Annotated in this window: 12 protein-coding genes and 1 other annotated feature; all 12 genes read right to left on the bottom strand. The window is 42.2% G+C overall.

Annotation, left to right across the window (positions count from 1 at the left end):
• Positions 1-103 precede the first annotated feature (103 nt).
• Positions 104-859, bottom strand: a complete 756-nt coding sequence (locus tag I4V44_RS13380; RefSeq protein ID WP_196002840.1) for a ribonuclease HII — start codon at positions 857-859, stop codon at positions 104-106.
• Positions 856-1,701 (bottom strand): ribosome biogenesis GTPase YlqF, encoded by an 846-nt coding sequence (gene ylqF, locus I4V44_RS13385; protein ID WP_020994042.1) that lies wholly within the window; start codon positions 1,699-1,701, stop codon positions 856-858. The genes I4V44_RS13380 and ylqF overlap by 4 nt, the downstream gene beginning before the upstream one ends.
• Before the next feature lie 6 nt (positions 1,702-1,707).
• Positions 1,708-2,313, bottom strand: a complete 606-nt coding sequence (gene lepB, locus I4V44_RS13390; protein WP_022380756.1) for a signal peptidase I — start codon at positions 2,311-2,313, stop codon at positions 1,708-1,710.
• A 73-nt stretch (positions 2,314-2,386) separates the two neighbouring features.
• The gene (gene rplS / locus I4V44_RS13395; RefSeq protein ID WP_008703911.1) at positions 2,387-2,734 is read right to left on the bottom strand and encodes a 50S ribosomal protein L19; all 348 of its coding nucleotides are present in this window, start codon (positions 2,732-2,734) and stop codon (positions 2,387-2,389) included.
• A gap of 127 nt (positions 2,735-2,861) precedes the next feature.
• Positions 2,862-3,737: a methionyl aminopeptidase gene (locus I4V44_RS13400; RefSeq protein ID WP_008703912.1), complete on the bottom strand. Its 876-nt coding sequence runs from the start codon at positions 3,735-3,737 to the stop codon at positions 2,862-2,864.
• A 208-nt stretch (positions 3,738-3,945) separates the two neighbouring features.
• Entirely contained in the window at positions 3,946-4,878 is a 933-nt protein-coding gene (locus tag I4V44_RS13405; RefSeq protein ID WP_055052420.1) for an OmpA family protein, read from the bottom strand.
• A 15-nt stretch (positions 4,879-4,893) separates the two neighbouring features.
• Positions 4,894-6,534, bottom strand: a complete 1,641-nt coding sequence (locus tag I4V44_RS13410) for a MotA/TolQ/ExbB proton channel family protein (RefSeq protein WP_008703914.1) — start codon at positions 6,532-6,534, stop codon at positions 4,894-4,896.
• A 277-nt stretch (positions 6,535-6,811) separates the two neighbouring features.
• Positions 6,812-7,426: a histidine phosphatase family protein gene (locus I4V44_RS13415; RefSeq protein WP_022379995.1), complete on the bottom strand. Its 615-nt coding sequence runs from the start codon at positions 7,424-7,426 to the stop codon at positions 6,812-6,814.
• Positions 7,426-9,843: a phenylalanine--tRNA ligase subunit beta gene (gene pheT, locus I4V44_RS13420; RefSeq protein ID WP_196002841.1), complete on the bottom strand. Its 2,418-nt coding sequence runs from the start codon at positions 9,841-9,843 to the stop codon at positions 7,426-7,428. Before pheT ends, I4V44_RS13415 begins: the two co-directional genes overlap by 1 nt.
• A gap of 104 nt (positions 9,844-9,947) precedes the next feature.
• Positions 9,948-10,967 (bottom strand): phenylalanine--tRNA ligase subunit alpha, encoded by a 1,020-nt coding sequence (gene pheS / locus I4V44_RS13425; protein WP_026648180.1) that lies wholly within the window; start codon positions 10,965-10,967, stop codon positions 9,948-9,950.
• A 183-nt stretch (positions 10,968-11,150) separates the two neighbouring features.
• Positions 11,151-11,382 (bottom strand) — a binding site (T-box leader).
• Positions 11,383-11,441: 59 nt separating this feature from the next.
• Positions 11,442-12,836, bottom strand: a complete 1,395-nt coding sequence (gltA, locus tag I4V44_RS13430; protein ID WP_022379996.1) for an NADPH-dependent glutamate synthase — start codon at positions 12,834-12,836, stop codon at positions 11,442-11,444.
• A complete protein-coding gene (locus tag I4V44_RS13435; RefSeq protein WP_055052424.1) occupies positions 12,836-13,723 on the bottom strand; it encodes a sulfide/dihydroorotate dehydrogenase-like FAD/NAD-binding protein in 888 nt (295 codons plus the stop codon). The genes gltA and I4V44_RS13435 overlap by 1 nt, the downstream gene beginning before the upstream one ends.
• Positions 13,724-13,902 lie beyond the last annotated feature (179 nt).

Consider the following 13,902-nt stretch of genomic DNA (forward strand, 5'->3'; position numbering starts at 1 on the left):
CCATCCATTTCTTTTTATATTATATGTAGGCATCTTTTGTTGTTACTGTGCATCACTCAGTGTATTGCTGTGTACTGAAGGATAGTAACCCTTTTGCGACTGTTTATATGAAATGTGTAATAAAGGTCTTTCTGTGGATCGGGGTTTCTCCGTATTTTTTCAGTGCCGCAATATGATCGGCAGAACCATATCCCTTATTTGATGCAAAGCCATATTCCGGGAACACTTTATCATATTCTTCCATCATTCTGTCCCTTGTCACTTTTGCAACAATACTTGCTGCTGCAATGGAAACACTCTTTGCATCTCCCTTAATAATGGGAACCTGCGGAATGGTGATCTGAGGAATCGTGACTGCATCATTGAGAAGAAGCTGAGGAACCACTTCCAGTTTACTTACCGCCTCCCGCATTGCCTCATAAGTAGCCTGAAGGATATTGATCTCATCAATACGCTCCGGGCTGCGCATACCGATTCCTACTGAAACCGCTTCCCTCATAATCACATCATACAGTTCTTCTCTTTTGGAAGCACTGAGTTTCTTGGAATCGTTCAGATAAAGGATCCGGCTGTCCTGTGGCAGAATTACTGCACATGCCACAACCGGGCCTGCAAGGGGGCCTCTTCCCACTTCATCAATTCCGCATAAATAACCAAGATGTTCATATTTATGCTCATATACCTTCATATTTTCAATACGCTGCTTCTCCGCTTCCAGAGCTGCTTCCTTTTTGCGGCACTGTGCGATCAGCTTTTGCACACCACTTCTTGTATCTTCTTTATAAATTTCATATAAAGCCGGGTAGCTGCTCATATCTGCTGCAGCAAACTCGGCTTTAATCTCAGTTATTGTTTTCATAATGGCGCCCACTCCAATGTGATCCGCCCCATTTTTCCGGAACGGAAATCATCAAACAGTATCAGCGAAGCTTTGGCATAATCCAGCTCTTCCTGCTTTTTCAGACACCCTCTGGCTCTGGCAATCGCCTCCAGAACTTCCACAGAAGTTCCCTCCTCTGTGATCTGATATCTCTCTGCCAGAATCCCTTTATAATTTTCGCGCAGATAATCGATCAGCCAGAGTGCCAGTTCCTCCATATTCAGAATGTCATCTTTGATAGAACCTACACATGCCAGACGGATTCCCACCTGCTGGTCTTCAAATTTCGGCCACAAAATACCAGGAGTGTCCAAAAGTTCTACTCCCTTATTCAGACGGATCCACTGTTTTCCTTTCGTAACTCCCGGCTTGTTTCCGGTCTTTGCACAGGCCCGTCCTGCAAAGGTATTGATAAATGTAGATTTTCCTACATTCGGGATTCCCACTACCATAGCGCGGATCGGACGGTTTTTAATACCGCGGCGTCTGTCTCTTTCTATCTTTTCCTTACATGCTTCCTGAATCACATTATTGATTGCTTTCATTCCAGAACCATTTCTGGAATCTACTTTTACAACATAAAATCCCTTTGCCTGAAAATAAGTTTTCCAGGCTTCATTCTGGCGCTCGTCAGCCAGATCTGATTTATTAAGAAGAATCAGTCTGGATTTATTTTTTCCCAGTTCATCGATATCCGGGTTTCTGCTCGAAAGAGGTACGCGGGCATCCACAAGTTCAATGATCAGATCGATCAGCTTAATGTCCTCCTGCATCTGTCTCTTTGCCTTGGTCATATGACCAGGGTACCACTGTACGTTCATATACACCTAACCTTTCAAAAATCCAAATTTATCTTTCGGGGAAATGACAAACCATACCTTTCCCACAATATATTTCTTATTGATATTTCCGATATCACCATACCGGCTGTCCTCACTGTTATTTCTGTTATCGCCAAGTACAAAATACTCACCGCTTTCCAGAGACACTCCATCGGATGCCAATCCCGCATTACTGATTTCAGGAAAATTCTTATTTTCATTATATACTTCTCCGTTGATCAATACTGCTCCGTTGGATATCTGTACAGTCTCACCGGGCAGACCGATCACGCGGCCGATATGCAGAGCCGCATCATCACTTCCACTGGTTTTATATACAATGATATCTCCCCGTTCAGGTGAGGATACTTTATAAACAGCCCTGTTTACAAAAAAGCGTTCTCCAACCTGCAGTGTGGGCTCCATGGCACTCTCCTGTACAGTCACTGATTGAAACAGCGCAATTCCCGCCAGAATGCCAAAAATGAGCACTACCGCTATCTGAAATATCCAGTTAAGGATTCCCCGGACTTTTTTATCTTCAAGTTTTGTTTCCAGCATATCTCTGGTCTCTTTCAGTGCCGGACTATCTTTCCATTTTCTGATATTCATCCAAATCTCCTGACAGATGGAAAAAGAGGGACAATACACAAGTTATTGTCCCTTCTTCTGCTAATTCATGAAATTATTTAACAAGCTCTTTAACCTTAGCTGCTTTACCTACACGATCTCTTAAGTAGTTCAGTTTCGCACGACGTACTTTACCACGACGGATAACTTCTACTTTTACTACATGTGGGGAATGAAGCGGCCATGTTTTCTCAACGCCTACTCCGTTAGAGCTCTTTCTTACAGTAAATGTAGCTCTGTTGCTTCCGCCCTGTTTCTTGAGAACTGTTCCTTCAAAAACCTGAACACGTTCACGGTTTCCTTCTTTGATCAGTGCGTGTACTCTTACAGTATCACCTGTGTTGAATGCCGGTACTTCAGCTTTTAACTGAGCTGCTTCGATGTTTTTGATAATTTCGTTCATTGTATTTTTCTCCTATTCTTATATGGATGTTCTTAATACATATCCTGTAACAGAGGACCATCTTTTTTCACAACAGTTGTGATTATACTATATAGCCTGATGTATTGCAATACTTTTTGCAAATTTTTTACCAGCAGATTACTTCACATCCTGTTTCCGTAACCAGAACAGTTACTTCCCACTGGGCTGAAGGAAGTCCGTCCTCTGTACGAACTGTCCACTCGTCAATCTCATCCGTATAAATTTCATCGCTTCCCATATTTACCATCGGCTCTATGGTAAACATCATACCCGGAACCATCAGGACACCTGTATTCTCTTCAGAAACAAAGCTTACCCATGGATCTTCATGGAACTCAACTCCCACACCATGTCCACCGATTTCTCTGACTACAGAATATCCGTTTTCTACTGCATGTTTATGAACTGCACTTCCCATATTTCCAATCGGAGTCCATGGTTTCACCTGAGAAATACCAATCTCAACACATTCTTTTGTGACCTTGACAAGTTTTTCTTTCTCCGGACTCACTTTACCGATGCAGAACATTCTGGACGAGTCAGAATAATAACCATTATATATTGTAGATACATCAACATTGATAATATCTCCCTCTTTCAGAATCTGCTCTTCATCCGGGATTCCATGGCATACCACTTCATTTACAGAAGTACACACGCTCTTTGGAAATCCTTCGTAATTTAACGGTGCCGGGATTCCCCCATGCCGTACAGTCTCTTCATGTACCCATCTGTCAATCTCTTCAGTGGATACACCTGGTTTAATATGCTCTTCCACATAATCAAGAACTGCGATATTGATTTTGCAGCTTTCTTTTATTTTCGCGATCTGTTCGGGTGTTTTGATCAGATCATGATCGATCACTGCATATCCTTTCTGCTTCATTATTTCCATTTTTTCATCAAATGCCTCATGGCATTTTTTATATTTTTTTCCGCTTCCACACCAGCATGGATCGTTTCTTCCAATTTTCAAAGACATGATAATTCCTCTTTCTTTTTTCTTATGTAGGGTACAGCGCATCATCACCATTACAGGAAACTGTGTACTGTTTTATCATACCACATTTTCTCTCGGAAATGTGAACTGTTATTGGTAAAATTACTCGTTATCTTTCGTGAATTGTAAGAAAAAGCATCTGCATCAAAGCATTTTTCAAACACACTCCGGAATTGAAAAATCCGGCAGTTTAATTGCTGCCGGATTTTTCAGAATCAGAAGTCTTATCTGTATTCATAATCTGATTAAGCTCATTTATCATCTCATCATCTTTCAGACGAAACTTTACTTCCACTCGTCTGGATGCATCCTTATCTACATTCCCATCGGAATCCAGAACCGGATTGGCTGAACCATGACCATTTACGGTCAGATAATTCTGAAGTTCTGAAATCTCATCAGAACTCAGGAAGTTCTCCCTGATTTCCGTCAGATACTGTGCAACTGCGAGAGAACGTTTCTGAGAAAGCTCCAGATTGTAATCATAGTCTCCGTCTGTGTCTGTATAACCGTCAATGATGATCTCAGCCAGATACTTCTTATAATCTTTCTGAAGAAGCACTTTACAGTAGATCGGAAGGATATCTGCAAGTTCCTGTTTGCCCTCATCTGTCAGTTCTGACTTATCATAGTCAAATAATACATTTGCATTGAGGGTAAGAGCACCTGTCTGAGCATCAATATCAACACTTACATTGTTTTTGGAAAACTCCTTCTGCAATGCTTCAATAACATCTGCCTTGACACCGATGATATTATCAATTTTCTTTTGCTGTGTGGCAAGAAGAGATGTTTTTTCATCAAGGCTGGCCTGCTGTTCCTTTAACTGTGCTGCCAGTTCTGCAAGAAGCTTTTTCTGCTTGTCAAGCTGTTCATCCTGGGAACTCAGCTTGCTGTTTTTCTCGTCCAGCTCACTCTGCTGTGCCAGAATTTCCGCTGTATACTGCTCCTGAAGAGCTATCTTGTCATCTCTCTCCTTAATACTCTCGTTATAACTTTTCTGAGCCTGAAAAAGAGTCACACACATAATCAGTATAAAAAGGAGCAGCACACCGGCCATCATATCAGAATAAGACCGCCAGACATTAAATCCGCCCTCTTCTGATTTCTTTCTTTTGCGCATATTTCTCTCCTTTTCTTATTTGAATAAGCTGAATTTACCTTTCTGGTTTTTGGAAATATTCTTCATATTTTTGTTCATCTCCTCCAGAAGTGCTTCCTGACGCTCGCTCTGTTCCTCCAGAAGTTTGCGTACTTCCTCCACAGATTCTTTCTGTGCCGCACTCTGAGCTGATTTTCCGCCTGAGAGATAAATATTGTTGTCTTCTTTCTGAACAGAAATATCTGCAAAGAGTCTGCGTACCTCTTCCATTGTCTCGTAAGTCATCTTCTGATAAGATACAAAGTCTTTCATCTTTACATCCAACTGTTCTACCAGTTTACGGTTAGCCTCAAGCACATCTTTTCCTGCCTGATTTGCAGCCGAAACCTTTTCCATTCCCTGCGCGGCAGCTTCCACATATTTCTGCATTGTCTGATTGCAGGCAACCCAGAATTTGGCAGAAGATTTCTCGGATTCATGCAGATAATCCGCAATGCGCTGATAATCCTGCTGCTGAAGCTTCTGGATTTCCTGATTATCCTGTGTGATTCTTGTTGCCGTAGACATATAACGGCCCTGAACCTGTCCCAGTTCATTTACAAGGTCTTTCATAGCTTCGCTCTGTTTTGCATATGAGGTATTCAGCTGATTACTCATCGTCTGATAGAGCCTTGTAGTATAATCAATATTTTCTTTCTGCGCTTCCTTCAGCTGTACAAGAGCTTCATTGAAATCTGTGAACTGCATTTTAAATGAACCGTTCATCTCCCGCAAAAAAGTACGCAGGATATCCTGAACCACATCCTCCTGACATTTTGTTACAGATTCTGTCAGAATCTCCAGAGATTCTGTCATCTTCTGGAAAGTAGGATTGATTGCTTTCTCAAAACTCTCTGCCATCTGTGAGGTAAGCTGCTCTGCCATCTGTTTCATGGCTTTTGTCTGAACCTTCTGACTTGCAAGCATCAGGTTTCTTGACTCGCTCTCAGCCGCCGGAAGTACATAAAGATGAAATCTCTCCAGAAATCCCTGAAGCTTCGCATCCATTCCCGAATAAACGCTTTTCATTCCGGAACTGTAGATCAGTGCAAATGCAATTCCATAGATAGAAGTAAGGAATGCTACTTTGATACCATCTACCAGGGCAGATACAGAGGTAGTCATTGTCTCATAGCTGGATGGCTCAAAACTCTTAAGCCCCCATACCAGACCAATAAAAGTACCAAGAATACCAAGGCTGGTAAAAATATCCGGTGCCATTTCCAGAATCTTCTTATGTACATGAAGATCAATCTCGTCCTCATTTATGTAATCTTCAACATCTCCGATTCCTTCCTGGTTTTTCTCCATGGCATCTACAAAGCTGTCCATTCTGTCATCCAGATATTTATGTTCAAACATCCCCTTCAGGCAGGAAAGATCTTCGCTTTTGGCTTTTCCGGGTATTTTGAATATACTGGAAAGCTCCTGCGTTCCTCTTGCAAGAGCCTCTCCAATGCTGTCTACCCGAAACATACCGCCAAACAGTCCGGCCAGATAGATCACAGCCATAACAGCGAGGAATGCAAAGTTATAAATCATCGTGCCTGATGAACCATTCCCGGTCAGCAGCGTCATGGCAACACATCCGCCAAGCACCACCAGAAAAAGAACCGTATTCATAATTTTTTTGCCCATAATACACCTCCTGTGATTATTTGCAGATTCTGCACAAAATTACAGACAATTTCCTTTTTCGTATATCATATCACAACGTCATATCTGTCACAAGTAAAAATATAGTTACTGTTCACAGTAACATAGCCAAAATTCATTCCAGATCGCCTGCGGCAATGGAATTTTGGCTTGTATGTCTCGGGATAGTGGTGTGTAAACAATAACAAAATATATTAAAAGTCCGGCAGAAAAGCTGTACTCAAAGCACAGTTTTCCACCGGATTATTTTACAGAATTGTTATATTTCAGAATAAACTTTATCTTCTTCCAGAAATCTGGCTTTTCCATCTTTTACTTCAAGCAGATTGATACTGCAGTTTGGAGGCACACATCCATGCCAGAAATGTTCCGGATCCTGATAGACATTCTGAAGCAGTGCACGAACTGCACATCCATGAGAAGAAACAAGAATTGTTTTGTCTGCCAGAGCAGGATCTGTCGTTTTCTCCACCCAGAATTCTCTGGTGCGTTTCAGGATATCAGAAATGTTTTCGCCGTTTTGAGGACGTTCAAATTTCTGTGGCTCTTCAAAGAAAATTTCCATTTCATGGCTGATGATCTTCCCTTGTTCATCCTTAAACCGGCTTCCTTCAAGAACTCCGAAATCAATTTCCTGGATTCTTTTATCCTCAATAACAGGAATCTGCCTGTTTCCCAGCACATAATGTGCTGTCTGTCTCGCTCTTGCCAGAGGACTGGTAAAACAGATATCAAACGGAACATCTTTTAATGCTTCTCCTGTTCTTTTCGCCAGTTCAATCCCTTCCGGTGCAAGGGGAATATCCATTGCCCCCTGCACTTTTTTCAGTTTATTCCACTGAGTTATCCCATGTCTTAATACATAAATCAGCATTAACTTCTCAACTCGATTCCAAGGTCTGTCAGACCATTCAGGATTTTCTTCATTGCAGCTGTAATCTCGCTCTCTTCCAGAGTCTTGTCATGGTGACGGAATACCAGAGAATAAGCCATGGATTTATATCCTCCTTTAATCTGGTTTCCTTCATAAATGTCAAATAACTGACAACTCTCCAGGATCTTTCCGCCTCTCTGAGTCAGAATATGTTCAATCTGTCCTGCAAGAACGGTTTTCGGAACGACCATACTTAAATCGCGGGTTACTGCAGGATATTTTGCAATTCCTGTGTATTTATGGTTGAAACTTGCAAATTCAAGAACCGTAAGGATATCAATCACTGCCACATAAGCCTTATCACCGATTCCATAAGTATCTGCAACCAGAGGATGAACCTCTCCCAGATAGCCCACAACCTTACCATCATAAACCATATTTGCCTGTCTTCCGGGATGAAGGTAAGTTTTTCCGCTGTTTGGATCATAATCTACTTTATCTCTCATTCCTACTTTCTCAAAGAACTCTTCACATACACCTTTCATGTCAAAGAAATCGCCGTTTCCATACATACCAAGTGTAAAGTGCATACGCTCATCCGGAAGTTCTGTAAGAGGAAGTGCTTTCGGACGATATACATTACCAAGTTCATAGAGACGTACATCTTTATTTCTTCTGTTATAGTTCGTAGCCAGAGAACTGAGCATACCGTTTAAAGTAGTTGTTCTCATGACACTGTAATCTTCTCCCAGAGGATTGCTGATCACGATTCCCTGACGGAGCTTACTGTCAGCCGGAAGTCTTAATTTGTCAAATACCTTCGGACTTTCGAAAGAATAGGTCATTCCTTCAGAGAAACCACAATATTCCGCAATATCACGTGCCACTGCTTCAATACGAAGTTTAAACGGAAGCTTACCTGTTGTAGCTTCACCTGTAGGCAGAGTAGTCGGAATCTTATCATATCCGAAAAATCTTGCAACTTCTTCTGCAACATCAGCTACATAATGGATATCCTGACGGAAAGTAGGAGCTACGATCTCATTTGTTTTTTCGTCATAGGTCAGTTCTACTTTTGCCAGATAAGCAAGCATTTCTTCCGGTGTCAGGTCAGTTCCAAGAAGAGCATTAATCTTCTCCGGTTTGAAAGGAACTCTGGATGGTTCTCTTACTTCATTGCAGATATCTACCATTCCACCTACGACTTCACCTGCCCCAAGTTCCTCCATCAGCTGGCATGCTCTGTCGATAGCTGCCTGCGCATTGTTCGGGTCAAGACCTTTTTCGAATTTACCGGAAGCATCTGTTCTCAGACCGATTCTCTTGGAAGAAAGGCGGATATTTGTTCCATCAAAACATGCAGCCTCGAAAAGAACAGTTTTTACATCGTCTGTGATCATAGAATTCTCTCCACCCATGATACCGGCAATACCAACTGCTTTCTCACCGTCACAAATCATCAGTACCTGATCATCCATGGTACGTTCCTGTCCATCCAGCGTTACAAATTTCTCATCATTCTCTGCACGACGTACAACGATTTCTTTTCCTGCAATCCTGTCCAGATCATATGCGTGCATTGGCTGACCAAATTCTTCCATTACATAGTTTGTAATATCTACCAGATTATTGATCGGACGGATTCCATTGGAAGCCAGACATCTCTGCATCCATTTCGGAGATGGTCCGATCTTAACATTCTTTACGACTCTTGCGCAGTAACGTGGACAAAGTTTCGGATCTTCTACTGTTACTTTTACATAGTCAGAAGCTTTTTCATCATTTCCCTTACACTCTACAACAGGAGGACAGAATTTCTCATTAAACGTAGCTGCCGCTTCTCTTGCAATTCCCAGTACGCCGTAGCAGTCAACACGATTGGATGTGATTTCATATTCAAAGACAACATCATCCAGGCCCAGTGCCTTGATCGCACTCTCGCCTACAACAGCGTCTTCAGGGAAAATATAGATTCCGTATTCCGGTGCTTCCGGATACATTTCTCTTGTGCTTCCCAGCTCTTCGATGGAACACATCATACCATAGGAATCGATTCCGCGAAGTTTTCCTTTTTTGATTTCAATTCCACCCGGTGTTTTCTTTCCGTCATGTCCACCGGCAACACGTCCGCCGTCAAGAACAACAGGAACCTTATCTCCCTCTTTTACATTAGGAGCGCCTGTAACAATCTGTACAGTCTCTGTTCCGATATTCACCTGGCAGATGATCAGTTTATCTGCATCCGGATGTTTCTCAATTTTTTCAATCTGACCGATCACGATCTTATCCAGATCTGCGTCCAGTTTTTCAAAGCCTTCCACTTTTGTTCCTGTCAGTGTCATGGCATCTGTATATTCCTGTGCTGTCACATCAAGATCCGGCACATACATTTTAATCCAAGATAATGAAGTATTCATTTTGTTAATCCTCTTTCTATATTATAGCTCAGACTTATAGCAGCTTTCCCGGACAGAAATTTCCTCTTGGCTGCATAGCTCTGTTGTTTCAGACAGTCATTTCATCAGAACTGTTTCAGGAAACGGATATCATTCTCATAGAGCAGTCTCATGTCATCAATCTCATATTTCAGAAGTGCAATACGTTCAAGACCTACGCCAAATGCGAATCCTGTGTATTCTTCCGGATCAATTCCGCACATGCTTAATACATTCGGATGAACCATACCGCAGCCAAGGATTTCAATCCAGCCGGAACCTTTACAGAAACGGCAGCCTTTACCACCACACTTGAAACAGGATACATCCACCTCTGCGCTTGGCTCTGTGAACGGGAAGTGATGTGGTCTGAACTTAGTTTTTGTCTCAGGTCCGAATAATTCCTGTGCAAACTCCTGCAAAGTTCCCTTAAGATCTGCAAAAGTGATGTTCTTGTCAATAACAAGACCTTCGATCTGATGGAAAGAAGGAGAATGTGTTGCATCTACTTCATCTGAACGGAATACACGACCAGGTGCGATCATACGGATCGGCAGCTTTCCTTTCTCCATAGTACGTGCCTGAACCGGTGAAGTCTGGGAACGAAGAAGGATAGAATCGTTGATAAAGAAAGTATCCTGTTCATCACGTGCCGGATGATTTTCCGGAATATTCAGTTTAGTAAAGTTGTAATCCGCATACTCTACCTCCGGTCCCTCTACTACTTCATAACCCATACCAATAAAGATACGCTCTACTTCTTCCAGGGCAATGGTGTTCGGGTGACGGTGACCGATTTTAGCTTTCTTTGCAGGTAAAGTCACATCAATCACTTCCTGTTTCATCTTCTCTTCACGTGCTGCTTCTTCCAGTTTCTGTTTAGATTCATCAAGAAGTGCTTCTATCTTGCTTCTTGTTTCGTTTACAAGCTGTCCAACCTTCGGGCGCTCTTCCGGTGCAACATCTTTCATACTCTTTAAAATTGCAGTCAATTCACCTTTTTTACCAAGGTATGCCACACGTACTTCGTTCAGTTTTTCCAGACCTTCGGATTCACTGATCCGTTTTCCGGCTGCTTCAGCCAGTTCCTGAAGTCTTTCTTTCATATCCATGTTCTCTTTCTCCTTTATGTCATAATGTCAGAGAAGAAAAATCGTTACTGAGAACAGAATGAACAGTAACGTAAAATCTGACTCTGACTTGATAGCCACAAATCGCTCCGTTGCAAAAGCAGTTCTCGCAATTCATGTTATAATAGCAGAATTGGCAAACAAAAAACTCCGTCCCACTAAAGGGACGGAGTAAAATATCCGCGGTACCACCCTGCTTCCTGCATTTTCTACAGGCTCTCGGTCTGCTTAACGCGCAGTAACGTCATTTCCTACTCAGTAAATACTGTCATTCAGAAATGCGGCTCCGGTGGGAAATTCAGGAAATATCTGAACCTGAGGCAGCTTCCAGCCGATGGCTTCCTCTCTCTGACGGAAAATAAATCCCTGTAAACACCTTCTAAGCTTTTCATGATTATCAACACTAGTAATCATGCCACAGACGTCAAAATCTGTCAAGTACCATTTACATTATTTATTTTTAAGATATTCATCGATACCTTTGGCACCAGCTTTACCTGCACCCATGGCAAGGATAACAGTAGCTGCACCTGTAACAGCATCACCGCCGGCATATACACCATCTTTAGATGTCTTACCTGTTTCTTCTTCAGCAATGATACATCTTCTCTTATTGACTTCAAGACCTTTTGTTGTAGAAGAAATAAGAGGGTTCGGGGAAGTACCAAGAGACATGATAACTGTATCTACATCCATGTCATATTCAGATCCCGGAATTTCAACCGGACGACGTCTTCCGGAAGCATCCGGCTCACCAAGTTCCATCTTGACAACCTTCATACCTTTTACATGACCGTTCTCATCTACAAGGATTTCCTTCGGGTTAGTAAGAAGATCAAAGATGATTCCCTCTTCTTTTGCGTGATGAACTTCCTCTGCTCGTGCAGGAAGCTCTGCTTCACTTCTTCTGTATACGATATGTACTTCAGCACCAAGTCTTAAAGCTGTTCTGGCAGCATCCATAGCAACATTACCACCGCCTACGACTGCTACTTTCTTTCCTGCTGCGATCGGTGTATCATAAGAATCATCAAAAGCTTTCATCAGGTTGCTTCTTGTAAGATATTCGTTGGCAGAGAATACACCGCTTGCATTCTCACCCGGGATACCCATGAACATTGGAAGTCCGGCACCTGATCCGATAAATACAGCTTCAAATCCTTCGTCCTCGATCAGCTGATCGATTGTTGTGGATTTACCGATAACAACATTAGTCTCGAATTTAACACCTAATTCTTTAACTTTTTCAATTTCTTTCTTAACAACTTTCTGTTTCGGGAGACGGAACTCCGGAATACCGTAAACAAGAACACCGCCAAGTTCATGAAGAGCTTCAAATACAGTTACATCATAACCAGCTTTTGCAAGATCACCTGCACAGGTAAGTCCGGAAGGACCGGAACCGATCACTGCAACTTTATGTCCGTTCTTAACTTCTGCTCCAACAGGTTTGATATCATGTTCCAGAGCATAGTCAGCAACAAATCTCTCCAGCTTACCGATAGAAACAGCTTCACCTTTGACTCCGCGGATACATTTACCCTCACACTGGGATTCCTGAGGACATACACGTCCACAGATAGCCGGAAGTGCGGAGGATAATCCGATCACTTTGTATGCTTCTTCGATCTTTCCCTCTTTAATCTCTTCAATAAATCCAGGAATATTAATGGATACAGGACAGCCTTCCACACATTTCGGTTTCTTACAGCCTAAGCATCTCTGTGCTTCTTCCATTGCTTCTTCCTGATTGTATCCAAGACAAACTTCTTCAAAGTTTGTTGCACGCACCTTTGGATCCTGTTCTCTTACAGGAACTTTCTTTAACATCTTTGCATCTGCCATTACTTGTCACCTCCACAATGTCCACATCCGCCATGATGGGTATCACCTTCCTGAAGTTTCAGTAATGCACGTCCCTCTTCAGTCTTATACATCTGGCTTCTCTTCATAGCCTGGTCGAAATCAACGAGATGTCCGTCGAATTCCGGTCCGTCTACACATGCAAACTTAATCTCATCGCCAACCTGAAGACGACATGCGCCACACATACCTGTTCCGTCAACCATGATCGGGTTCATGCTGACAATTGTATGAATGCCAAGCTTCTTGGTAAGAAGACAGACAAATTTCATCATGATCATCGGTCCGATCGCTACACAGACATCGTAATGTTTGCCTTCGTTTGTTACCAGATCCTCAAGAGTCTTAGTAACCATACCTGCACGGCCATAGGAACCGTCATCTGTAGTAACATAAAGATTGGAAACTTCTCCCAGTTCTTTCTCAAGGATAACCATATCCTTAGTTTTTGCACCAAGAATAACATCTGCTGTGATTCCATGTTCATGGAGCCATTTTACCTGTGGGTAAACAGGGGCTGTACCAACACCGCCGGCAACAAATACCATTTTCTTTTTCTTTAATTCTTCGATATCTTCCTCAACAAATTCAGAAGGACATCCAAGAGGTCCTACGAAATCGCGGAATGCATCTCCTGCTTTTAATTCTGCCATCTTGATGGTAGATACACCAATCTCCTGGAATACGATTGTGACCGTACCTTCTTCACGATCATAATCACAGATAGTAAGAGGGATTCTCTCACCCTTCTCATCTAACTTAACGATAATAAATTGTCCTGGCTGACAATGGCTTGCAACACGCGGTGCGTGTACAACCATAAGATGGATCTTAGCTGCCAGTGTTTCAGCTTTTAAAATCTTATACATGGTTTTCCTCCTCGCAAATAATAAACCTCTATTAATAATACGCCAAAATCTGACATATGGCAAGGGCTGATTTGTAGCATATATAAGATTTTTTTGTTACTGGTTACTGTTCAGAGGTTAGCTGGACATGAGAAAACCGATGGTGTAGACTAATAACAGTCAAAGCCATCGGTTTTCTT

This window comes from Blautia sp. 1001283B150304_161114_C9, from assembly GCF_015668165.1.
Lineage (GTDB): Bacteria > Bacillota > Clostridia > Lachnospirales > Lachnospiraceae > Blautia_A > Blautia_A wexlerae.